The sequence below is a fragment of the Mesorhizobium sp. B2-5-7 genome (assembly GCF_006440875.1).
In the GTDB taxonomy this organism is placed as follows: domain Bacteria; phylum Pseudomonadota; class Alphaproteobacteria; order Rhizobiales; family Rhizobiaceae; genus Mesorhizobium; species Mesorhizobium australicum.
In genome coordinates this window covers 92,307-114,745 of record NZ_VFUO01000004.1, presented here as the reverse complement: position 1 = coordinate 114,745, position 22,439 = coordinate 92,307, and the positions used below count along the sequence as shown (strand labels likewise).

At 64.9% G+C, this 22,439-nt stretch carries 26 protein-coding genes; 12 read left to right on the top strand and 14 right to left on the bottom strand.

Annotation, left to right across the window (positions count from 1 at the left end):
• Nucleotides 1–3 precede the first annotated feature (3 nt).
• Nucleotides 4–312: a hypothetical protein gene (locus FJ543_RS18500; protein WP_015316958.1), complete on the bottom strand. Its 309-nt coding sequence runs from the start codon at nt 310–312 to the stop codon at nt 4–6.
• A 198-nt stretch (nt 313–510) separates the two neighbouring features.
• Between FJ543_RS18500 and FJ543_RS18495 the strand changes: the two genes are divergently transcribed.
• From FJ543_RS18495 to FJ543_RS18485, 3 genes are all read left to right on the top strand, one after another.
• Nucleotides 511–1,218 (top strand): glutathione S-transferase family protein, encoded by a 708-nt coding sequence (locus FJ543_RS18495; protein ID WP_181174006.1) that lies wholly within the window; start codon nt 511–513, stop codon nt 1,216–1,218.
• Nucleotides 1,219–1,555: 337 nt separating this feature from the next.
• Entirely contained in the window at nt 1,556–3,058 is a 1,503-nt protein-coding gene (locus FJ543_RS18490; RefSeq protein WP_140876346.1) for an ATP-binding protein, read from the top strand.
• Entirely contained in the window at nt 3,055–3,264 is a 210-nt protein-coding gene (locus tag FJ543_RS18485) for a hypothetical protein (RefSeq protein ID WP_181174005.1), read from the top strand. The genes FJ543_RS18490 and FJ543_RS18485 overlap by 4 nt, the downstream gene beginning before the upstream one ends.
• Nucleotides 3,265–3,352: 88 nt before the next feature.
• Here FJ543_RS18485 and FJ543_RS18480 read toward each other — a convergent pair whose 3' ends face one another.
• Nucleotides 3,353–3,631: an usg protein gene (locus tag FJ543_RS18480; protein ID WP_015316961.1), complete on the bottom strand. Its 279-nt coding sequence runs from the start codon at nt 3,629–3,631 to the stop codon at nt 3,353–3,355.
• A 391-nt stretch (nt 3,632–4,022) separates the two neighbouring features.
• On the opposite strand from FJ543_RS18480, the gene FJ543_RS18475 reads away from it, so the two are divergent.
• From FJ543_RS18475 to FJ543_RS18455, 5 genes are all read left to right on the top strand, one after another.
• Nucleotides 4,023–4,337 (top strand): co-chaperone GroES, encoded by a 315-nt coding sequence (locus FJ543_RS18475; RefSeq protein ID WP_015316962.1) that lies wholly within the window; start codon nt 4,023–4,025, stop codon nt 4,335–4,337.
• 59 nt (nt 4,338–4,396) lie between these two features.
• The gene (gene groL / locus FJ543_RS18470) at nt 4,397–6,028 is read left to right on the top strand and encodes a chaperonin GroEL (RefSeq protein ID WP_140876344.1); all 1,632 of its coding nucleotides are present in this window, start codon (nt 4,397–4,399) and stop codon (nt 6,026–6,028) included.
• Between the two features lie 61 nt (nt 6,029–6,089).
• Complete coding sequence (locus FJ543_RS18465; RefSeq protein WP_015316964.1) at nt 6,090–6,314, top strand: hypothetical protein; 225 nt, start codon at nt 6,090–6,092, stop codon at nt 6,312–6,314.
• 138 nt (nt 6,315–6,452) lie between these two features.
• Nucleotides 6,453–6,761 carry a DUF982 domain-containing protein gene (locus FJ543_RS18460; RefSeq protein WP_140663343.1) on the top strand — a complete coding sequence of 103 codons (309 nt, stop codon included), beginning with the start codon at nt 6,453–6,455 and terminating at the stop codon, nt 6,759–6,761.
• A gap of 105 nt (nt 6,762–6,866) precedes the next feature.
• Nucleotides 6,867–7,469, top strand: a complete 603-nt coding sequence (locus FJ543_RS18455; RefSeq protein WP_140876342.1) for a cupin domain-containing protein — start codon at nt 6,867–6,869, stop codon at nt 7,467–7,469.
• A gap of 323 nt (nt 7,470–7,792) precedes the next feature.
• On the opposite strand, the gene FJ543_RS18450 is transcribed toward FJ543_RS18455, so the two are convergent.
• On the bottom strand, nt 7,793–8,023 hold the full coding sequence (locus FJ543_RS18450; RefSeq protein ID WP_140876340.1) for a hypothetical protein: 231 nt from the start codon (nt 8,021–8,023) through the stop codon (nt 7,793–7,795).
• Between the two features lie 223 nt (nt 8,024–8,246).
• Between FJ543_RS18450 and FJ543_RS18445 the strand changes: the two genes are divergently transcribed.
• Both FJ543_RS18445 and FJ543_RS18440 read left to right on the top strand, forming a co-directional pair.
• A complete protein-coding gene (locus tag FJ543_RS18445) occupies nt 8,247–8,471 on the top strand; it encodes a hypothetical protein (protein ID WP_140876338.1) in 225 nt (74 codons plus the stop codon).
• Between the two features lie 69 nt (nt 8,472–8,540).
• Entirely contained in the window at nt 8,541–8,849 is a 309-nt protein-coding gene (locus FJ543_RS18440; RefSeq protein ID WP_015316968.1) for a DUF1236 domain-containing protein, read from the top strand.
• Between the two features lie 114 nt (nt 8,850–8,963).
• Here the strand turns inward: FJ543_RS18440 and FJ543_RS18435 are convergent, their stop codons facing one another.
• From FJ543_RS18435 to FJ543_RS18395, 9 genes are all read right to left on the bottom strand, one after another.
• Nucleotides 8,964–9,938 (bottom strand): nucleoside hydrolase, encoded by a 975-nt coding sequence (locus tag FJ543_RS18435; RefSeq protein ID WP_140618010.1) that lies wholly within the window; start codon nt 9,936–9,938, stop codon nt 8,964–8,966.
• 60 nt (nt 9,939–9,998) lie between these two features.
• Nucleotides 9,999–10,997 carry an ABC transporter permease gene (locus FJ543_RS18430; RefSeq protein ID WP_140876336.1) on the bottom strand — a complete coding sequence of 333 codons (999 nt, stop codon included), beginning with the start codon at nt 10,995–10,997 and terminating at the stop codon, nt 9,999–10,001.
• 91 nt (nt 10,998–11,088) lie between these two features.
• Entirely contained in the window at nt 11,089–12,063 is a 975-nt protein-coding gene (locus FJ543_RS18425) for an ABC transporter permease (RefSeq protein WP_140876334.1), read from the bottom strand.
• Nucleotides 12,060–13,607: a sugar ABC transporter ATP-binding protein gene (locus FJ543_RS18420; RefSeq protein WP_140876332.1), complete on the bottom strand. Its 1,548-nt coding sequence runs from the start codon at nt 13,605–13,607 to the stop codon at nt 12,060–12,062. The genes FJ543_RS18425 and FJ543_RS18420 overlap by 4 nt, the downstream gene beginning before the upstream one ends.
• A gap of 209 nt (nt 13,608–13,816) precedes the next feature.
• Nucleotides 13,817–14,851: an ABC transporter substrate-binding protein gene (locus FJ543_RS18415; RefSeq protein WP_015316972.1), complete on the bottom strand. Its 1,035-nt coding sequence runs from the start codon at nt 14,849–14,851 to the stop codon at nt 13,817–13,819.
• Nucleotides 14,852–14,940: 89 nt separating this feature from the next.
• Nucleotides 14,941–15,855: a sugar phosphate isomerase/epimerase gene (locus FJ543_RS18410; protein WP_140876330.1), complete on the bottom strand. Its 915-nt coding sequence runs from the start codon at nt 15,853–15,855 to the stop codon at nt 14,941–14,943.
• A gap of 35 nt (nt 15,856–15,890) precedes the next feature.
• A complete protein-coding gene (locus tag FJ543_RS18405) occupies nt 15,891–17,423 on the bottom strand; it encodes a mannitol dehydrogenase family protein (RefSeq protein WP_140876328.1) in 1,533 nt (510 codons plus the stop codon).
• Nucleotides 17,420–18,202: an SDR family oxidoreductase gene (locus tag FJ543_RS18400; RefSeq protein WP_140876326.1), complete on the bottom strand. Its 783-nt coding sequence runs from the start codon at nt 18,200–18,202 to the stop codon at nt 17,420–17,422. The genes FJ543_RS18405 and FJ543_RS18400 overlap by 4 nt, the downstream gene beginning before the upstream one ends.
• Nucleotides 18,203–18,280: 78 nt before the next feature.
• Nucleotides 18,281–19,174, bottom strand: coding sequence for a MurR/RpiR family transcriptional regulator (locus FJ543_RS18395; RefSeq protein ID WP_015316976.1), 894 nt, complete (start codon nt 19,172–19,174; stop codon nt 18,281–18,283).
• Between the two features lie 197 nt (nt 19,175–19,371).
• Between FJ543_RS18395 and FJ543_RS18390 the strand changes: the two genes are divergently transcribed.
• Entirely contained in the window at nt 19,372–20,559 is a 1,188-nt protein-coding gene (locus FJ543_RS18390; RefSeq protein WP_140618018.1) for a Gfo/Idh/MocA family oxidoreductase, read from the top strand.
• A 45-nt stretch (nt 20,560–20,604) separates the two neighbouring features.
• Here FJ543_RS18390 and FJ543_RS18385 read toward each other — a convergent pair whose 3' ends face one another.
• Nucleotides 20,605–21,069, bottom strand: a complete 465-nt coding sequence (locus FJ543_RS18385; RefSeq protein ID WP_015316978.1) for an NUDIX domain-containing protein — start codon at nt 21,067–21,069, stop codon at nt 20,605–20,607.
• 182 nt (nt 21,070–21,251) lie between these two features.
• Here FJ543_RS18385 and FJ543_RS18380 point away from each other — a divergent pair, with 182 nt between their 5' ends.
• Nucleotides 21,252–21,785, top strand: a complete 534-nt coding sequence (locus FJ543_RS18380; RefSeq protein ID WP_140716295.1) for a sterol desaturase family protein — start codon at nt 21,252–21,254, stop codon at nt 21,783–21,785.
• An 80-nt stretch (nt 21,786–21,865) separates the two neighbouring features.
• On the opposite strand, the gene FJ543_RS18375 is transcribed toward FJ543_RS18380, so the two are convergent.
• Nucleotides 21,866–22,249 carry a YkvA family protein gene (locus tag FJ543_RS18375; RefSeq protein ID WP_140876324.1) on the bottom strand — a complete coding sequence of 128 codons (384 nt, stop codon included), beginning with the start codon at nt 22,247–22,249 and terminating at the stop codon, nt 21,866–21,868.
• Between the last annotated feature and the right edge of the window lie 190 nt (nt 22,250–22,439).

The window sequence follows — 22,439 nt, the reverse complement described above, 5'->3', positions numbered from 1 at the left end:
GCGCTAAATCCCCGAGCCGTCCAGCTGTTGCGCGTCGTCGCCTTCCCACGGCGCTGGCATCGAGGCGCCCCGGCTGAGATTGGCCGAGGGCATCGGCATCCAGCACTTCAGCTCCGGCTCGGCATATTCGACGACGCGGCCGGGCGAGGAATCGGAGGCGCGCCAGCCCTCGTCACCGAACTGATCGGCGCGTGACCAGTAGGCGAGGTCGACTTCCGCCGGCCCCTGCTCGGATGGGCGGACCGTCACGAGGATCCGGCTGCCGTCTTTTGGCGCGCTCGACATGTGGCGCCAGCGGTCGGGCTCGTCCATCGTATTTCCTCCTGCCTTGCTGTGGGATGAAGTGTCGCCTCGTCGTCGGAGACGGTCAACCCAAACTTTGCGCAACCCATCCTGTTTCGATAGGCTGCTCGTTCCGCCCGGCGCGCGGGGAGTGGATGATTTGTCGGATTGCACCAGTCGCATCCGTCCTTGATCTGGCGACGGTCGCCGAGACAAGGAGAGGCATTCATGAGTGACGAAGTCGAGCCGATGCCGGCTGGGGTGGAAACAAAACTGTACTTCAGCCGCAACCCCAATCCGCGCCTGGGGGTCGCGGTGGCGCGTCATCTCGGGGCGAGGGTGACCTTCGAATTCGCGTCGCCGTTCGCGCCGGGGCAAGCGGAGCGATTTCGGCCGCTCAATCCCAACCTTTCCCTGCCCATACTGGTCTGGCCCGGCGGAAGCCTGTGGGAGGCCGACGCCATAGCCTGCCGGTTGTCGCGCGACATGGGGTCCGATTTCTGGCGCAGCGGCGACGATGAGCCCGAGATGATCCGCTGGCTGAGTTGGGGCAAGGAGAATTTCATGCGGGCCTGCGACATGGTGCATTTCGAGCGCGGCACCAAGCAGCGTTATCACATCGGGCCGATCGATCACCAACTGGTCGAGGATGGGCTGAAACTGTTTCACACGACGGCGGCGATCCTGGAGACCGCGCTTGTGGGCCGGCAATGGCTGGTCGGAGACGAAGTTTCTTATGCCGACTTCCGCATGGCGACCTTCCTGCCTTTCAACGATGTCGCGGGCCTGCCGCTCGGCGACTATCGACTGGTCGATCGCTGGTATCGGCGGCTTGGAGCGATCGACGCCTGGCGTGATCCCTTCGAGGGTCTGGACGCGCCGCGATTGCCGCCAGTCCCAGGACAGGTCGAGCCGCATGAGGCGCCGAGGCTGTAGTCGAAAGGGGTGGCGACCGGCGTATACGTTTGGAGAGAAACTTGAAAACGCCGGCCGCCATTTGGGGGCGTTGGGGTGCATCGCTTTGGGGGGCGATGCAGAGGCCAGGCTAAGCGGATGGCCGGCCGCCGCAATCGAAACGCCGGCCCATGGTGAACAGGCGGTTACTATCCACAGGTCAGGGCCGTAAACGGCAGGCCCGCCGGATTGCGGCCGTCCATCGCGGCCAGGTCGTCATTGTCTCGGCTGTGCGCAACGCGAATCGCCGGCCATGCCCCGCTCGACGGGCCGCGATCGGATTGCTAAGCCCGTCCGCGAAGGAGCTGATGAGTCTGGCATGACCGTTGCGATCGAGATGGGACAGACGACAGCGGGCGCGCCGGCGAAACTCGATCTCGAGGAGTTGCTGGCGACCCGCCTTCTGGTGCAGGGCAATTCGGGCTCCGGCAAGTCGCACCTCTTGCGGCGTCTCCTGGAACAGAGCGCGCCTTGGGTGCAGCAGACCATCATTGATCCGGAAGGCGACTTCGTATCCCTGGGCGAACGCTACGGCCATCTGGTGATCGATGCCGAGGAGCACACCGAGCGCGGCCTGCAGGCGGCCGGCGAGCGGGCGCGCATCCACCGGGTCTCGACCGTGCTCAACCTCGAAGGCCTCGATGCCGAGAACCAGATGCGGCGCGCCGCTGCTTTTCTCGGCGGGCTGTTCGAGGTCGCGCGCGACCACTGGTACCCGATGCTGGTGGTGGTCGACGAAGCTCAGCTTTTCGCGCCGGCGGTGGCCGGCGAGGTGTCGGACGAGGCGCGCAAGCTTTCGCTCGGCGCCATGACCAACCTGATGTGCCGGGGCCGCAAGCGCGGGCTTGCCGGCATCATCGCCACGCAGCGGCTGGCCAAGCTCGCCAAGAACGTCGCGGCGGAAGCCTCCAATTTCCTGATGGGCCGCACCTTCCTCGATATCGACATGGCGCGCGCGGCCGATCTCCTGGGCATGGAGCGGCGGCAGGCGGAGGCGTTCCGCGATCTGGAGCGCGGCCAGTTCATGGCGCTGGGGCCGGCACTGTCGCGCCGGCCGCTCGGCCTGCGCATCGGCCCGACCGACACCAGCCCGCGCAACGGCACGCCCAAGCTGATGCCGCTGCCGGAGGCGGCGCTCGAGGATGCCCGCGCCATCATCCTGGCCGCCCCGCCGCCCGAGACGATGCGCGCGCCGCGCCGGGTGGCGTCGCCGGACCTGCTCGACCAGTTGATGGTGGCGAAGTCGGCTGCGCTGGAAATCCGCCCCGAACCGGCGGAGCCGCAAGTCAGCGCCGAGGATCTGGCGGAGCGGCGCGAGCGGGTGGACCGCGTGCTGCGCGCCATTCTTGCACAACCCGACGCGGGCTTCCGCGTGATCGGGGTGCTCTACCAGGAGTTTGTCGTGCGCTGCCGCATCGAGGGCCTCGCCTCGGTCGTGCCTGACCTGCCCACCTTCCGGCGCATGTTGACGCGCGCCCGTGCCGGACTGGGGGCCGAAGCCAGCGAGGACGATGTGTGGCGCGACGTCTCGGTGCGCGCTTCGCTGCTGCCGGAGGACATGCAAGGCGTGTTCATGATGATCGCGCGCGCGGCGAAGGAGGGCTGGCCGTGCCCGAGCGATGGCGCGATTGCCCGCGCCTACGGCTCGCATTCCATGCGCCGCGCCCGGCGGCTGCTCACCTATATCGAGGAGCAGGGCCTCATCGTCTGCCAGCTCGACGGCACGGGGAAGCGCACCGTGACGCTGGTCGAACTCGCCTGGGCAACGGCGCCCGGCGATCCCAATGCCGAGGGGGCGGAACAGGGAAGCCTGGCTTTGTGAGGGCATCCAACGCGGCTGTGGCGGCATTGCGATCTCATCGACAAACGCTGATCCGCTGGTTCTCGATGGCGGACCTGGCGGCGGCCGGCATCGCCTCGCTGGCGCTTGCGCGGTCCCCGGCAAGCGGCGCAAGGTGGCTGGTGCCGGGAACCTGCGGCTCGATCCTTGCCGGGCTCGGCGTGGCGCTGGTCAATCATCGTATCTGAAGCTTGCTTGCAGATGGCGGGTGCGAAGGCGATGGTGAGGTCGCTGGTCGGCTTCTGGTAAGGTCAGCACCGCGCGATGACGCCGCCCTTACTGGACCGTGATGACACCGTCGACCGCCCGCCATTCCGATGGGGTGATGAGCCGGTGGTGGGCGATGTGGACGGAGTGAAGCGGCCCGTCCAATTCGCGCTCCCAATAGGAGAGAAAGCCCTTGAGTTCGGGGAACTCCGGCGCCAGGTCGTAGTCCTGCCAGACATAAAGCTGCAGCAGGCTCCGATGGTCAGGCAGACGGTAATGGATTTGTGCGGTGGTCAGGCCATAGCCTTCCATCTGGAGGCGGAACTCCTTGCTGACGCTTGCGATCATTCGTGTCTCCTTTCGGCGGCAGCGGTGGCCGCAACGGCGAAAAAGTCTCTCGGCCCATCAATGTGCGCCGTCGGTAAACAACTCCTTCAGAGGGTGAGCGGTTCCGGCGCCGGCGATGGTACCGGCTCGGATAATTTTGCCGGATCTAGGCGTAAATTCAAGGGGCGGCTCCCGACGCAGAGCGAATAAGACCGCTATAACAGTGAGTTGGCACTCCGACGGCGTGAGTGCTAAAATTTTCTGGCCGGCCTCTTGAAACCGAAAAAAGGGAAAACTAGCTCGATATGCGCGCGCGATGCCTGACAAAGGGTCGCCGCATTCCGCATCGGCCCGAATTGCCGGTCCGGTGTGGAGGAAGCTGAAAACCTGTTTGTCCCAAGAGGAGAACGACATGGCGTTCCGTCCATTGCATGACCGTATCTTGGTCCGCCGCATCGAGGCCGAGGAAAAGACCTCCGGCGGCATCATCATTCCCGATACCGCCAAGGAAAAACCGCAGGAAGGCGAAGTCATCGCCGTCGGTCCCGGCGCGCGCGACGACAGCGGCAAACTGACCGAGCTGGATGTCAGGGTGGGTGACCGTATCCTTTTCGGCAAATGGTCCGGCACCGAGATCAAGCTCAATGGCGAGGATCTGCTCATCATGAAGGAAAGTGACGTGATGGGCGTGATCGAACAGACCGCGCAAGTGAAGAAGGCCGCCTGACGGCTTCTTAGAAAATCCACCAGTCAACGAATGCTGCCTAGAGATAGAGGAGTGATCCAATGGCTGCCAAAGAGGTAAAATTCCATACCGAAGCGCGCGAGAAGATGCTGCGCGGCGTCGATATCCTGGCCAATGCGGTGAAGGTGACGCTCGGCCCCAAGGGGCGCAATGTCGTCATCGAAAAGTCGTTCGGTGCGCCGCGCATTACCAAGGATGGCGTCACTGTCGCCAAGGAAATCGAGCTTGAGGACAGGTTCGAGAACATGGGCGCGCAGATGGTGCGCGAAGTAGCCTCCAAGACCAATGACCTTGCCGGCGACGGCACCACCACCGCGACCGTGCTGGCCCAGGCCATCGTCAAGGAGGGCGCCAAGGCCGTTGCCTCGGGCATGAACCCGATGGACCTGAAGCGCGGCATCGACAAGGCGGTGGACGCCGTGGTCGCCGAGCTGAAGGCCAACGCCCGCAAGGTGACCCGCAACGACGAGATCGCGCAGGTCGGCACCATCTCCGCCAATGGCGACGCCGAGATCGGCCGCTTCCTCGCCGAAGCGATGGAGAAGGTCGGCAATGAAGGCGTCATTACGGTGGAGGAAGCCAAGACCGCCGAGACCGAGTTGGAAGTCGTCGAAGGCATGCAGTTCGACCGTGGCTATCTCTCGCCCTATTTCGTCACCAACCAGGACAAGATGCGCGTCGAACTTGACGAGCCCTACGTGCTGATCCACGAAAAGAAGCTCGCCAACCTGCAGGCGCTGCTTCCGGTGCTGGAAGCGGTGGTCCAGTCGGGCAAGCCGCTGCTGATCATCGCCGAGGATGTCGAGGGCGAGGCGCTGGCGACGCTGGTCGTCAACAAGCTGCGCGGCGGCCTCAAGGTCGCGGCCGTCAAGGCGCCGGGCTTCGGCGACCGCCGCAAGGCCATGCTGGAAGACATCGCGATCCTCACCGGCGGCACCGCGATCTCCGAGGATCTCGGCATCAAGCTCGAGAATGTGACGCTGGAGATGCTGGGCCGCGCCAAGAAGGTGGTGATCGAAAAGGAAAACACCACCATCGTCGACGGCGTCGGGCGCAAGGAAGAAATCCAGGGCCGCGTCGCGCAGATCAAGGCCCAGATCGAGGAGACCACCTCCGACTATGACCGCGAGAAGCTGCAGGAGCGGCTGGCCAAGCTTGCCGGCGGTGTCGCGGTGATCCGCGTCGGCGGCTCGACCGAGGTTGAGGTCAAGGAGCGCAAGGACCGCGTCGACGATGCCTTGCACGCGACCCGCGCGGCTGTCGAGGAAGGCGTGCTGCCCGGCGGCGGCGTCGCGCTGCTTCGGGCCGCCAAGGCGCTCGATGCTGTCCAGACGGACAATGCCGACCAGAAGACCGGTGTCGAGATCGTGCGCCGCGCCATCGAGACGCCGGTCCGCCAGATCGCGGAAAATGCCGGTTCTGAAGGCTCGATCATCGTCGGCAAGCTGCGCGAGAAGAGCGAATTCGGCTGGGGCTGGAACGCTCAGACCAACGAGTTCGGCGATCTCTATGGCCAGGGCGTGATCGACCCCGCCAAGGTGGTGCGCACCGCGCTGCAGGATGCCGCGTCTGTCGCCGGCCTGCTGGTGACCACCGAGGCAATGGTGGCCGAGAAGCCGAAGAAGGAAGCCGCCAGCCCGGCAATGCCGGCCGGCGCCGGCATGGACTTCTGAGGTCCGACCAGTCCGCCCGCTCCCTCGACAGGGAGCGGGCATCGATTGAAGGGAGAGAGATATGGATGCGCTTGCTGACCTTGGGCCCGTGCCCGCGCCGACACATCAGGCAAAGGAGTTCCTGGCCTATGAAAGCGAATGCCGCGGTGCGTTGAAGCCGCTGCTGGCGGAACTGCTCGACAGGGCCGAAGCCGCCGGCTGGAAGCGGCGGACCGTTGCCGCGACGCTGATGTTCCTGGCCGCGCAACAGGTGTCGGAGGCGTCCGAGGCCTCGGCCGGCGGCTGAGCGCTGACATTCAATCCCATGAACCTTACGGGCAGTCCCATGAACCTTACGGGCAGTCCCATGAACCTTACGCGGCGGGCCGCGCCTTCCGGTGTTCGGCCCGCCGCGGGTCCGCACAATCGAGAGGAGGCACAAGCCATGAATCGCTGGCAGTTTGAAGAACCGGTGACCATTCTGGTCGGAATGGGCTTTCCGAGGAAGATCGAAAGCGTGATGGAAGCCTACGCGCTGTTGCAGGACTGGCCGGCCGCCAGCCGCAACGGCGCTCATGCCGTCGCCCTCAATGCCTGCAAGGCGGGCATCGCCGGTGAGATCGACCCGGAGACGGTGCGCGCGACGCTGGTCACCTTCGCACGCCGCAACGACATATTGCTGCCGGATATGGTTTCGCCGGCCGCTGCGATGGACAATGCGCTGCAGGCGGGGCGAGGCGGCAGGTCCGTCTGATCTTCAGCGATCCGCCTCGCGGCGGTGGCGGGCGCGAGCCCGCGGGGAACCAAGCGATGGCCATCGGGTTGAATCAGCGTTGGTTCCCCGAGGCGAGGCGACGTCATGAGCATCCTGCAAAGCATCAAGAAAGTGGCCGAACAGGTGACCGGTGCCGCAATACCGGACAGCCGTCAGGCGGCCGACCTTGTCAGGCCGCGCAAAGCGAACGAGTTCAGGTTTGGCGATGATGGCCTGGTGCCCAATCATCCGTCCTGGCCGCTGGTCGTCTATCGCGGCGCAGTGAGATTGCCGGAAGACTTCGATCCCGCAGCCGTGTTAGAGGCGCTTTTCTCGGCCAATGGCTGGGGAGACAGCTGGCGCAACGGCATCTACGATTATGTTCACTACCATTCGCGCATCCACGAAGTGCTCGGCGTGGCGCGTGGCACGGCGAAAGTCCGGTTTGGCGGCAAGAGGGGCCGAACGCTGGCGCTGAAGGCCGGCGATGTCGCGGTTCTTCCGGCCGGCACGGGGCACCAGCGCATCTCCGCTTCGGACGACTTTCTCGTCGTTGGCGCCTATCCGCCGGCCGGTACCTATGACGAATGCACGACCACCGCGGACCACGCCAAGGCGGTGGTGACGATCCCCAAGGTCGGCCGTCCGCGCAAGGACCCCGTCTATGGGAGCAAGGGCCCGCTGCTGGCGGCGTGGAAGAAAGATTGAGTTCGCCGAAGGCGAAAGAGAGCAGGCCCCGCCTCGAAACGATCGAGGGGCAGATCGAAGCATAGTTTCATCACTCCGGTGGAACGCTCTCGGGCATTGGAGGTTGGTAGCCGTCGAATGCTTTATCAACGGACTGGAAAACGGAGAGAGCCCGCCTTCGGTTGACGCCGGGGCGGGTTCTTCTTTGTCTGAGATTCTCGGGATTGATGGCGCGCGGGAACATGTCCGGCATGCCAGGCGCAATGTTGGGAGCAAAGCCTGGGGAGAGCAGGTGGTGAAGAGATTGCGCCTGCCTCGTAGCGGACAGACGACTGACGTACCGTCTACATTCCGTAGGTGAGGGCAACATAGATCGCCGGGATAAGCGTCAGGCAGATCGCCATTCCCACGACAACGGCGATGGCCAAGCGCTCGGTTCGCCTGACAAGATCGACCATGTTGGCGTCTTCGCTCAGACAGACGGGCGGGACCGAGGGGATTTCCGGGGCCTGAACATCATTGTCATTTGCGGGGCGATTGTCGTCGTGGATGCTCGGTCTCTGGGCTGATGTCACTGCTTGCCTCGCTCTCAGAATATCCGGCGGTCGAGCTGGATTCCGCGATGATGGGTGATTGGCTGCGTTGCTCCGCGCGAAACCCAACGTATCGGCAAGAAATGGGTTGCCGCATACGACTTCAGTCTTGCCAATTCTTAGACCTAAGCCTTGCCCGGGAACGCAATGCAGCGGGAGCCGTTGGTGACCGGTGACAACTCAAAGAATAGGAGAGGAGAAAGTCATGGCTGACGGTCCAACTGTTGTTAATTCTGGAGGTGGTGGCGGCACTGCGGTCGCTATTGTTCTTGCGATAATCGCCATCGTTGTCCTGCTGATATTTACCGGTGTCATCCACATCGGTGGCGGCGGCGGGAAGGACATCAACGTGAAGGTTGAGGCGCCAAAGGTGGAAGCTCCGGCCACTTCAGCGCCCGCGAAGCCCGCGGCACCTGCCAATGGTGGCTGATTGGCTGCGGCAGAGGCCAGAAGAATTCTGGCCTCTGAAAATGTTTCTTAGTTCACAAAAGGACTTGTCATGAAAAGATATCTTGTCGGCGCTGTCGCGGCCCTCGCGCTTATGGCTGGAATTGGTGCTTCCTTCGCGGGAGACGTCGTAATTCTCAAGCCCGAGCAGCAGACGGTCGTCCGCGAATACATCCACAAGCAAAAACTCGCGTCAGTCAGCCTGCTCGGCGTCGAACTCAACGTCGGCTCCGCTCTCCCTGACACAGTCGAGCTTCATACAATCGACGTCCCCGACGTCAGATACAAATACACTGTTGTCGGCGATCATGCGGTTCTGGTTGACCCCGATACACGCAGGGTCGTGCAGATCATCGAGTGATGCCGGTAGTTCGTCCCTGGCCAACGGGGGCGGCCCGCCGTGCCGCAAATGGCGCGGCGGGCTTTCTAAACGAAGCCACCTAATCCCTGTGAGCGCCGCCGAAACCTTCACCCGTCAGGCCTTGGCGTGGGTTAACCGCTCCAGCGCATCGACGATCAGGCCGCAGAATTTCGGATGGTCAAGTTTCATCGCCACGGTATGGCGGAAGTCGACCTGCTCGCTCGCAGTGCCGCCAAAATGGTGCATCCCGCCCATCTTCTCGAAATTGCACACCGTCATGCCCTTGGTCCACCGCCCGGCGATTTCGACGCGGATATCGGCCTTCTCGGTGGTGAAGACGGTCGGGTCGATCATGGCCGCGACGCAGCACGCGTCGTGGACGGCTGGATACTCGATCTGCAGGAGGCCGCCATGCGTGGTCGCTATGAACTCCCAGATATCGAGGATGAACTTGGCGATCGGGCCGCCGACGGCGCGCACCCTGTTTTGCAGGTCCGGAGTGGCCAGCGCCTGGTGCGTGAGGTCGAGGCCGACCATGGTGACATCCCAATCGGCGCGGAACACGACGTCTGCGGCCTCCGGGTCGCCATAGACATTGAACTCCGCCGCTGGCGTGATGTTGCCGCGCGTGTAGGCTCCGCCCATCGCGACGACGCCCTTCACTCGATCGATGATGCGTGGGTCCTTGCGGATGGCGAGCGCGATGTTGGTGTAGGGACCGACCGGCACCAGCGTGATGGTTTTCGGCTCGTGTGCCATGACCGTGTCGATGATGAAGTCGACGGCATGCCGCTTGTCGAGTTCGAACGAGGCGGGCGGCAGGACGGGGCCGTCGAGCCCGGTATCGCCATGGATTTCGACGGCCAGCACCTGGTCGCCGATGAGCGGGCCGGGTGAGCCCTTCGCCACCGGCACCTTGATGCCGTAGGCGGTGCATACGGCCAGAGCATTGCGCGTGGTGTTCTCGACATTGTGGTTTCCCGAAACCGTCGTGATGCCGAGAAGGTCGATATTCGGGTTTCCCGCCGCAAGCAGGATGGCGATGGCGTCGTCGTGCCCCGGATCGCAGTCCAGGATGATTTTTTCCATGATTTCGTCTCCCTTGTCGCCAAAGCCTGTGGCTGCCCCGTGCCAATAGTCGGCCCGCGCCTACTTGTCCTCGACAATGCGCAGATAGGCCGCCGTCACGAACAGGACGATCAACCCGAACAGGATCCGCCTCGCTCCCTCCGGCATCTGCAAAATCGTCAGCAGCGTCGTCAGCACCGTGAGGATCAGCGCGCCGATGATGGTGCCGGTGTAGCCGCCGCGGCCGCCGAAGATGGAGGTGCCGCCGATGACGGCCGCCGCCACCGAGGGCAGCACCAGCGGTTCGGCGAGCGACAGCGACGGCGCCTTGATCAGGCCGATATAGAGCAGGCCGGTGACGCCGGCGAGCACGCTGGAGGTGACGTAGAGCGCCGTGATGACCTGCCAGTATTGCACGCCCGACAAGCGCGTCGCGCGCTCATTGTCGCCGACGGCGTAGAGCAGGCGGCCGAAGCCGGTGCGGGCAAGCGTGAAGACGATGAGGGCCGCCAGCGGCACGAACAGCAGCAGGGCGTTGGGGAAGGCAAAGCCGAGTACGGGGGTGACGCCGGTACCCAGCCAGGCGAGAAAGTCGGGGATCTTGGCGCCGGACGCGATCACGGTGCGCTGGTAGACCTGCAGGCAGCCGGTGCCGATCAGGCTGGTGCCCAGCGTCATGATCAGCGGGTGGACGCGGAAGACACCGACGCCGATGCCGTTGACGAGGCCGATCAGCACCGCCGGCATCATCGCCAGGAGGAAGGCCACAGCCGGGTCCTGGCTGACGATCTGCGTTGCCATGATGAAGGCGCTCATCGTCGCCACCGTGCCGACCGAAAGGTCGATGCCGCCGGTCAGCATTGTCATGGTCTGGCAGCCGGCGAGGATCGCCAGCGGAATGGCGAATTTGATGGTGTTGGCGATCCAGCGCTCGTTGACGATGCCGGGGCGCAGGATCTGCAGGATCACCACCAGGATGACCAGCAGGATGATCAGCGGGATGAGAGGCCGGTCGGCCATGAAGCGTTTTATGCGGCGGCCGAAGGAGACCGGCGCGGGCGTGATCGCGGTGGTGCTCATGGGGTGGCTCCCGTTCGCGAGGAGGGGGGCTTGGTGGTGGTGTTCTGGAGGGATGGTGCTCTACGGCGCCGTACAGCGCTGCGGGTGAATTTCATGATTGCCGCCCTCGCATCGTGATGAAGGCGCCGAACATCACCACGGCGACCATGATCAGGCCTTCGATGATGGCGGTGACGTTGGGGTCGATGGCGAGCAAGGTGAGATCCGTGCGCACCAGCCGCAGCACGAAGACGGCGACGATGGGGCCGAGCAGGCCGCCCTTGCCGCCGCCGAGCGCCACGCCGCCCAGCACGACCGCGGCGACGCTGGCCAGGAGATAGGGGCCGGGGATCGGCGCGCCGATGCCTGTGCTCATGGTCAGCGCCAACCCGCCCATGGCCGCGAACAGGCCCGAGAGCGCGTAGGCGATGACCCTGGTGCGGGCGACAGGCACGCCGCTGCGGAATGCCGCCAGTTCGCTGGAGCCGATGGCGTAGATGGAAAGGCCGAGGCGCGACCGCCGAAGCGGTATCCAGATGATGCAGAGGCAGACGATCAGCACCAGCAGCGCCTTGGGCAGCCACGCGTCGACGGCGTCGGGCAGGCCCGGTATCGGCACGGTGCCCGAGATCAGCGCCTTCAGCCATTCGGCCGCCGCGCCGCCCGGGGCGCCGAGCACCAGAAGGGCCGCGCCTTGCAGCACGAACAGCATGGCCAGCGTGACGACGATGTCCGGCACGCGGGTGACGACGATCAGCATCCCGTTGAGCGCGCCGAGCACGAACCCCATGGCGAGCACGAAAGGCACCACGAACAGCGCGTATTCCTCGCTCGCGCCCGCCATCATCGAGGCGGCGGTGACGCTGGTCAACGCCATCATGGCGGCGACCGAGAGATCGATGCCGCCGGCGATGACGACGACCGTCTGCGCGGCGACGGCAAAGGCGTAGGGCAGCACGGCCCGCGCCAGCGAGCCGAAATCGCCGCTGCCATAGCCGGGCTGGATGATCTTGGTGGCGATGAACAGGATGACGAGGAGGGCGAACAGACCTGTTACCCAGCCTTGCCGGCGCAGGAAATGGCTCATGGCGTTGCCTCCGGCGCATCGGAGGCATTCGCCGTGGGTGCGGCCAAAATACCGATATCCGCCTTGACGCCGCGCGGCAGGCCGTAGGCGGCGCGCATCAGCGTCGGCTCGTCGGCCTCCTCGACAGGGAAAATATCGACCAGGCGGCCGCCGAAGATGACGATGACGCGGTCGCAGACGCGCTGCACTTCTTCCAGTTCGGAGGTGTAGAACAGAACCGACTTGCCGTTGCCGGCGAGCTCGCGCAGCAGACGATAGATCTCCTGCTTGGTGCCCACATCGATGCCGCGCGTCGGGTCGAAACACAGGATGGTGCGCGCGTCGGCCGCGATCCAGCGGGCGATGGTGACCTTTTGCTGGTTGCCGCCGGAAAGGCGCTGCACCTCGCCTTGCGCGCGGGTGTCGATCTGCAGGCGTTGGATGGCGCTCGCCACGGTGGCGCGCTCCTTGCGCATACGAATAGGCCCCCAGTTGCGCAAGGCGGCACTGAAGGGGAGCGCAATGTTCTCGCGCACCGAGCGCTGCATGGCGAGCGCCTCGGAACGGTCGCCCGGCACATAGGCGATCCCCGATCGGATGGCGTCGATCGGGTGGGCGAATTTCACCGGGCTGCCGTCGACCTCGATCGTGCCGCCCGATGGTTTGATCGAGCCGGCAAGTGCGGCGAACAGTTCGTCCTGGCCCTGGCCTTCCAGCGCCACGACGCCGGCCACCTCGCCATCGCGGAGATCGAAGGAGACGTCGCTGAGCTTGGTCCCGACGCGCAGGTTTCGCACGGCGATGCGCGGGCGGGCAGGGGGGCGGGCCTTTTCGCTGTCGCCGCAGGCGGCGACATGGGTCTTGACGATGCGAGTGCCGAGCATCAGCTCGACGATCTTCTCCTCGATGCCCGGCACGATGTCGACGACGCCGACGGTCGCGCCGTCGCGCAGCACCGTGGCGCGGTCGCAAAGGGCCGAGATTTCGACGAAGCGGTGGGAGATGAAGATCACGGCGCGGCCGGCGTCGCCCTGCCTGCGCACCACTTCCAGCACCTTTTCGGCAAGGTTGGCGGGGAGTGCGGCCGTCATCTCGTCGAGCAGCAGCACGTCGGGCTCGACGGCGAGTGCGCGCGCCAGATCAAGCACGCGCAGGATGGCGAGCGGGATGTCGCGCGCGGTGTCGCGCAGGTCGAGGTCAGGTATGCCGAGTTCGCGTACCCAGGCGCGGAACGGCTCGACCGGCGTGCCGGTCAGCCGCAGATTGGACAGCACGTCGAGATCGGGGATCAGCGACGGCTCCTGGTAGACGGGCAGCAGCCCGGCCCGGCGCGCGGCGGCGGGCGAGCGTATGTCGCGCGCCTCGCCACGGATCAGGATGCGTCCGGCATTGGCTGATATCGCGCCGGTCAGGATCTTCACCAGCGTCGACTTGCCGGCGCCATTGGCACCCATCAGCGCATGCACCTCGCCCGGCAGCACGGAGAGCGACGCATCGCGGAGAGCCGCGACCGCGCCGTAGTTCTTGGCGACGCCTGACGCGTCGAGGAGGGGACTGGTGGTCAAATGATTTGGGTCTCGATTTGAAGCTCAAACAGTTTGCAGCGTCGGCGCCGCCCCTCACCTGCCTGCCGGCATCCTCTCCCCGTATAGAGACGGGGAGAGGGGGCTTGCCCTCCGGCGTTGCGGCCAGCTTCTCTCGCCCCGTTTTACCGGGAGAGATGTCCGGCAGGACAGTGAGGGGCGGCGCCGACCATGGTCAGCAAAGCCGCTGCTTACTCGCCCGGGCCCTTGCAGGCCACGATCTGGTCCTTGGTATACGTCGTCCAGTCGGGGATCATGATCGAGACCGGCCATTCAGGGCTCAGCGACGGGTCGGCGGCGGCTTTCAGCTTGGCCTTGCCTTCCTCGGTGGCATTCTCCCACAGCTGCGGGTCGACCAGCACGGTCTGCTGGGCCGGCTTCTTGCCGTCGAGGATCTGCAGCGCCAGCGTCACGCCGGCACCACCGATCGAGCCGGGGTTGGTGACGGCGGCACCCACGAGGCCCTTGACCGAGCTCAGCTGGCCGACGAAGCCGGCATTGTCGGCGCCGACCACGGGCACCAGCGGCGCCTGCGATTCGACCAGCGCGTCGACGATGACGTTATCGATGCCCGACGTCCACACGCCGTTGAACGGCGTGCCGGTGGCCAGGAAGGACAGCATCTGCTGCTTGGCCTGGTCCTGCTGCCAGCCGGTGAAGACCTCCTGCGCCACCTTCACGTCGGGGAATTCGGCCAGTGCCTTCTTGAAGCCTTTGTCGCGATCGCTATCGGCCGAAGCGCCCGCCGCGCCGCGCATGTAAAACACCTCGCCCTTGCCGCCCATCTGCTGGAACAGCCATTTGGCACCGAGATACGCGTACTGCTCCTGGTTGTTGGAAATGATGTAAGCCGACGGCTCGGTGACCGCCTGGTCGACGGCGACGACGACGATGCCGGCCTTGGTGGCTTCTTCCAGGCCGGCCTTGATGCCGGCCGGGTCGGCGGGGTTGACGACGATGGCGTCGACCTTGGCGCTGATCAGGTTGCGGATGTCTTCCAGCTGGCCGGCGGCATCGGTGTTGCGGTGGGCGATGTTGAGCTTGGTCACTTCGCCGGAGGCGAGCGCCTGCGCCTTCATGGCGCAAACCATTTCCTCGCGCCAGCCATTGCCCTGCACGGTGTTGGAAATGCCGATCGTGTATTTGCCGGCAGCGGACGACACGCCCACCGAGGCCAGCAGCGCCGCGCTGGCAAGCAGCGGGACCATGGTCAGATAGTTCTTCATTTCAGTCTTCCTCCACATTGTTTTTCAGTTCAGTTTTAACCTGTTGGGCCGCGCCACTCACAATCAGAGTCAAGTGGCTCGCTTTGCCGTTACTTGACGAAGGGACGCAGCACGTCGCGGGCGAGCAGAAAGCCCCGCTTCACCTGCTCGTCGCTGCCTTCAAATCGCCTGTCCTCGTGTTCGATGATGACCGATCCGTCATAACCGGCGCGGTAGAGGCCCGAGAAGAAGCCGCTCCAGTCGACATCGCCCAGCCCCGGCATGCGCGGCACCTGCCAGCCTATGCCCGCCGACAGAATTCCGCGCTCGTACAAACCATCACGATCAATCATCAGGTCCTTGGCGTGGACATGCAGCATATAGGGGCCGAATTCCCGGATGAAGCGGGCCTGGTCGATCATCTGCCAGACCAGATGCGAGGGGTCGAAATTCATGCCGACATCGCCGCCCCAGGCTTCGAGAATGCGACGCCAGACCTGCGGCGAATAGGCGATGTTGTGCCCGCCCGGCCATTCATCATAGCTGAAGATCATTGGGCAGTTTTCGAAGGCGAGTTTTACCCCGTGGCCGCGCGCATGGGCAACGATTTCCGGCCAGACTTTCAGCGCGTCCTGCCAGTTGACGTCGACTGTCTTGGAGGCATCGCCGCCGCAGAAGGTGTTGACCAGGGGAACGCCCATGTTTGCCGCCAGGACGATGACCTTCTTCAGGTGGCCGATGACCGCCTCGCGATGGGCGGTATCCGGGTGCAGCGGGTTGGGGTAATAACCGAGACCGGAGACCGTGAGGTTCTTTTCCGCCAGCGATGCAACGATTTCTTTCGCCCGCGAGACCGAAGTGCCATCAGCATCGATATGGCTGGTGCCGGCATAGCGGCGGGTCGCGCCGGAGGTTTTCGGCCAGCAGGCGATTTCCAGTGCCTCGAAGCCGACAGAGCTTGCCCAGCCGGCGACCTCGCCAAGCGGCGTGTCCGCGAACGGTGCGGTGAGCAGCCCAAGTTTCATCATGCCTCCCCTGACCGAGAACCCGCGATCGATGCCTATAATGCCGATTGTTTGGATCGCTTCAACCTCGCGACCTCATCTTGTTCGAGACTGTGACGGACTGCCGCCATCGGATCGCCCGAAAGCAGTTCGCCAAGCGCTGACGTGACGGCCTGCCGGAACGTCTCGTCGGCGGCAAGGCCCGGGTCGAATATCGTGTCGATGGCCAGGATGGCGGAAGCCAGCGCCCGCGCATCGTGGCCGGTTTCGTCCGCAATCGCGGCGACCTTGCCGGCATAGGGATCCGACACCGGCCAGCGCTTGCCGAAGCGCGCCGAGGCCAGGATCAGATAAGCCATCCAGCCGGCGACCGGCACCGACAGCAGGCCGATGCTGGCCCCCAGGTTCAGGCGGTCGCGGATCGGGTTGAGCAGGCGCTGCACGATTTTTTGCGAGCCGTCGGTGGCGATCTGGTGGTTGCGATGGCGGATCGCGGTGTTCTTCAACCGGCCAAGGCTCTGCTCGACATAAGCAGATGGATTCATGCCAGCCACCGGCATCAGTGTCGGCAGGGTTTGCTCGACCAGCATGCGCCTGACAAAGACCGAAAGCAGCGGGTCGGCGATGGCATCCGACGTGTGTTCGAGGCCGGCCAGTACGCCGAGCGTGGCGAGTGTCGTCTGGGCGCCGTTGAGCACCCGCATCTTGAGATGCTCGAACGGGGTGACGTCGTCGACAAAGGTCGCGCCGGCCAGGTCCCAGCGCGGCATGCGGCCGGCGAACTTTTTCTCGATCACCCATTGCCGGAAGGGTTCGCCGACGGCGACGGCGGCGTCGCGATAGCCGAACCGTCGCTCGACGCTGTCGAGATCGTCCTGTGTCACCGCCGGAGCGATGCGGTCGACCATGGCCGAGGGGAAGGCGGCATTGGCCGCGATCCAGTCGGCCAGGCCATTGCCGCGCCGTTCGGCAAAGCTCCGCACGACATTTTCCAGGATGACGCCGTTGGTCGGAATGTTGTCGCAGGAGAGCAGCGTCAGCTTCGGGCCATGCGTGGCCCTGCGTTGCTCCAGCGCCCGCGTGAGGATGCCGGGCACGCTGCGCGGCGCTTCCGGGTTGGCGAGGTCGTGGACGATGTCGGGATGATCGAGGTCGAGCGCGCCAGTCGAGGGGACGTGGCAATAGCCTTTTTCGGTCACCGTCATCGTCACCAGTTCGATGTCGGCGGAGACGAGCACCTCGAGCGCCGGTGCGGCGCTGTCCTGGCTGTCGACCACCTTCACGATGCTGCCGATGACGCGTGCCTCGACATCATCGTTCTCGCGGATCAGCCTCGTGTAGAGGCCGTCTTGCCGGCCAAGCGTCTCGGCCAGGGCGGGCGGGCGAATGTTGATGCCGACGATGCCCCAGCGGTCGAACCGGCGCGAAAGCAGGTCGTCGGTGTATTCGGCCTGGTGACAGCGATGGAAGGCGCCGACGCCCAGATGCGCCATGCCTGGTGAGAGTGCCGCGCGGTCGTATGACGGCTTTTGCACGGCTGGGGGAAGCCGCTCCAGCAGTCTGGGCCCGAGCCTTTCGATGGCGTTCACCGGTTCGCCCCGATCACCGACTGTTCCTGGTCGATCACGGCGCCGGTCATCGGCCCGGCCGCGTCGGAAAGCAGGAACACGGCGAGATTGGCGATATCGTCGGGCTTCAGCAGCCGACCGAAGGGCTGCGCGGCATTGGCGGCGTTGAGCCATCCCGGGCCATTGCCCAGCGTCTGCGCCTGCATGATGCGTTCGGCCGGCGTGTCGGTCCAGCCGACATTGATGCCGTTGACGCGGATGCGGTCGAAGCGGTGGGCGTTGGCGGCATTCTTGGTCAGCGTCGCCAGCGCACCCTTGGTGGCGGAATAGACGGCGAGTTCCGGCGAGCCGCAATGGGCGTTGATCGACAGGATGTTGACGATCGCGCCGCCCTGGCCACGCTTCTTCATGTCGGCGATCGCGGCCTGCATCAGGAAGAAGGGCGCACGGGCGTTGACGGCAAACAGCGCCGACCAGTCGTCCGGCGTGGCGTCGAGGAAGGAGGCGCGGTCGGTCAGGCCGGCGGCGTTGACGAGGCCGTCGATGCGGCCGAAGCGGTCGATGCAGGCCTGCGCCAAGAGGGCGGGAGTTTCCGTGTCTCCAAGGTCGGCGGCGACGAAGAGCGTCGGCGTACCCAGGGCCGACAGTTCCGCTGCCACGGCCTCGCCGCGTTTGCTGTCGCGCCCGGTGATCAGCAGGCCGGCAGCGCCGGAGCGCGCCAGCGTCTCGGCGATGGCACGGCCGATGCCTTGCGTCGACCCGGTGACCAGCGCCACCTTGCCTTCGAGCCTGATCTCCATTCCTCCTCCCGGAACAAAGTTTCTATTTATTGAAATATGGAATGTTGATTCCCGATAGTCAATTGTACCAGCGGCGCCTCATGTGCCGCGGCGCGCCGCGACGCCTTGGACCAGCGCCATGCCCACCGCCAGCGACGCCGCCAGCGAGCGGAAGCCGGCGAAGTCGGATTCCACCACTTCCAGCCAGCTGTCCGACAGCCGGATCAGCGGCGAGAAGGTGCTGTCGGTGATGGTGACGATGCGCGCCTTGCGCTCATGCGCGACGGCCACCAGGTCCGGCGTGATCGAATTGTAGGGGCTGAAGGACACCGCCAGCACGGCGTCGCGTGCGCCAATGCAGCCGACCTGATCGAGCGCAGTCGAGCCGACATTGTCGACCAGCACATTGCGCACGCCTTGCTGCGAAAGCGTCAGCGACAGATAGGTGGTGACGGGAAAGGCGCGCTTGGAGCCGATGACGTAGATCAGGTCCGCCTTGGCCAGTGTTGCCACCATCTTCTCGAAGCTTTCGATATCGAAGCCGCTTTCGATGCGGCCGAGCGAGGCCTGCGAGGCGCCAACCATGCCGCGCAGGAAATGCGTGGCGGCATTGGGCTCGGCCTCGGCGCGCTGCTCGCCGCGGCCTTCCGGCCACGATCCCTTGACGTGGTCCTTGAACAGGCCCTGGAAATCGGAAAAGCCGGAATAGCCGAAGATCTGGGCGAAGCGCACCAGCGTCGAGGGCTGCACGCCGGCCTGTGCCGCCACTTGGGCAATGGTGCCGAGCGCCACCTCGCTCGGGTGCTGCCACAGGAAGATCGCCACCTGGCGCAGGCGCTTGGGAAAATGCACGGTGCCGGAAGACAGCACCGCGCGCAACTCCTCATAGGTTCGCGGCTGTATATAGCCGAGTGCCGCCAGCGAACGGCCGCGTTTGCGCGTCGCTGCCTCATCGGCACTGGATCGTCCGGATGGTTTTCTCTCCCCGCTCATGAATTCAGGCTAGCGCGATACGATCGTTTTACAATATGGATTTTGGAAATGGTGTTCGATGAGGATAGGGCGAGGCTCGGCGATTTCGTCATCCCAGGGCGAAGCAGCCGCGCAGATCCTGGGTCTACGCGCGTCGCTTCGCTCCTTGCTACGCCCTGGGATGACGACCCCGCTAGTGATCAGCCCGAGGAGAAAACATGGTCTACGCAACATCGGATGGATCGACGCGCCAGCGTCTGCGGGTCGGCATGGTCGGCGGCGGCCGCAATGCCTTCATCGGCGCCGTGCATCGGCTGGCCATGCGCCTCGACGACCAGATCGCGCTGGTTGCCGGCGCGCTGTCGTCCGACCCGGACAATGCCGCCGCCTCGGCCGCCGAGATCGGCATCGCGCCGGAGCGCAGCTATGCCGAGTACCGCGCCATGGCCAAAGCGGAGGCCGCGCGGCCGGATGGCATAGAGGCGGTCGTCATCGTCACGCCCAACCATCTGCACGCGCCGATCGCCACCGCCTTCCTCGAGGCCGGCATCGACGTGATCTGCGACAAACCGCTGTCGACGACGCTGGCGGACGCCGAGGCACTGGTTGCACTCACGAAGGCGAAAAACCGCCGCTTCGTCGTCACGCTCAACAACACCGGCTACGCGATGGTGCGCCAGGCGCGCGAGATGGTGATGGCGGGCGAGCTTGGCCGGGTCGTGTCTGTGCATGGCGCCTACATCCAGGACTGGCTGACCAAGCCGATCGATGCCGACGGCCAGAAGCAGGCGGAATGGCGCACCGATCCGGCGAGGGCGGGGCAGTCGGCGGTGCTGGCCGATATCGGCGTGCATGCCTTCAACCTGGCAGGCTTCATTTCGGGCCGCGAGGCCGAGACGGTGTCGGCCGACCTGTTCACCGCGGTGCCCGGACGCCGGCTCGACGACAATGCCCATGTGCTGGTGCGCTGGACCGATGGCGCACGCGGCACGATCCTGGCCAGCCAGACGTCGCCCGGCCACTACAACGACCTCTCCGTGCGCATTTATGGCGACAGGGCCGGGCTCGAATGGTCGGGCGGCCGGCCGGAGGAACTGCGCTTTTCCAGATATGGCGAGGAAACCCGCACGCTGGTGCGCGGCGGCCATGGCTCGACGGAGGAATCCCGCCGCGTGTCGCGCATGCCGGCGGCGCATCCCGAAGGCTATATCGAGGCCTTCGCCAATTTCTACCGCGACGCCGCCGACATCATCCGAGCCCACCGCTCGGGCGGCGCGGTGGATCCCGCCCGCGCGGCGCGGGTGCCAGACGTGATCGACGGCGCGCGCGGCGTGAAGTTCGTCGCCGCCGCGGTGGAGTCGAACGCGGCTGGCGGGGCTTGGACCGCGGCCAGGTTTGCGGGATGAACAGCCGACCTCCGAGGGGAGATCGGCGGCTTTTGCCGTCGGCAACTATTCGATACCCAACTGTTCTGCCAAATCCGACAGCATAGGGCGCTGACCCTGCAGAATCTTCACCCCGGCCTCGGCCAAGGTGAACCAGCCGGCCCTGTCGACCTCCGGGAATTCCTTCATCGATCCCGACCGCGGCGGCCATTCCATGGTGAAGGTGTTGCTCTTGATGGCGGTCACATCGATGTCGGCCTCGACGGACCAAGCCATGACGATCTTGCCGCCCGGTTGCCGATAGTCGCCAAGGCGAGCGAAGGGGCCTTCGACCTTCATGCCGAGCTCTTCCTCGGTCTCGCGTCGTGCCGCCGCCAATTCGTCCTCGTCCTCGTCGATGAGGCCCTTCGGGATCGACCAGGCGCCATCGTCCTTCTTTGCCCAGAAGGGGCCGCCGGGATGAACCAGCAGCACCCCGATACCGTCATCGCTCCGGCGATAGATCAGCAGACCCGCGCTGCGTTTTGCCATGTTTGCATGTCCGTTTGCGGCACCGGTGCGAAGCCGGCCGATTCTGAGATCATGGCTGCCGATCTTGCACCTGGAAATTGCGACGCTATGTCAGATGCATCCGCATTGCACCTCATACGCGAGTCCGGCAAACTGATAGCATCGTTTCTGGGGCGGCGTCGAAAATCAGGTGAGGCGTCCGAATGCAGCTGGGTCTGATCGGCTACTACAGCGACTTCGTGGTCTATCCCCTGGTGATCGCGATATTGGGGGTGGCCGGACTGATCGAGGCCGGAGAAGAAAGCGCGCCGGACTGGGTCGGCACGATGCTGATCTGCCTTGGCCTGTGGACGCTGATCGAATATGTGCTGCACCGTTTCGTGCTGCACCACGTCCCCTGGATCCGAGACCTGCACGACCGTCACCACGTCGAGGAGCGCAGTCCGGTGGGCACGCCCACCTGGCTCAGCCTGGGCGTGCATGCGCTGGTGGCGTTCCTGCCCGTCTGGATGGTCTCCGACTTCGCGACCGCCAGCGCGGTGAGTTGCGGGTTGATGCTGGGCTATCTCTGGTACATCAGCGTCCACCACATGATCCACCACTGGCATCCGGCCCATCCGAGCTATCTCTACACGCTCAAGCGCCGCCACGCGGTGCACCACCATATCGACGACAACGCCAATTTCGGCGTGACGTCGATATTCTGGGACCGGATTTTCGGCACCGCTAGGCTTTGACGTGGGGAATCTTTCGACCAGGCGACCAACTTCATTCGTGGTCTGCCGGGCGACGGGAAACGCCCAGCCTGAAATCCATATCAGGCCGAGCGATCTGGCCAGAATAGCCAGATGAGCGCGGCGGCCATCAGAACCCAAAGTCCGACAATGAATGCGAGACCGCCGCGGCTGGTCGGCCTCGATCGGCGAATGGCCTCCGCGCGAAACTCCGCCATCAGATCGGCGGGGATCAACTTCACCGCAAGCAGGATGCCAAGCGGCACGATGATCAGATCGTCCAGATATCCGAGTACGGGAATGAAATCGGGTATCAGATCGATAGGACTGAGGGCGTAGGCGGCGACCATGCCGGCGGCAAGCTTGGCGTACCAGGGAACGCGAGGATCGCGGGCGGCCAGCCACAGGGCCATCACATCGCGCTTGATGGCTCTCGCCCATTGCTTTGTCTTGTCGAGGACAGTCACCCGGCAACTCTCTTTGGAAGGCCCCGAACATCGGCGTCTCCGCTCCTTCCTCGATCATTGCAGCGATGTCGACGGTCTGCAAACTGACCCCGCCGCCCAACGGGCGTGCCGTGAAGAAGACCTGTTGAAAGCCGGCGCTGGTGACGACCACCGCGCCGCCTGGTTCGGGACGTCGATCCGCAAAGCGTGA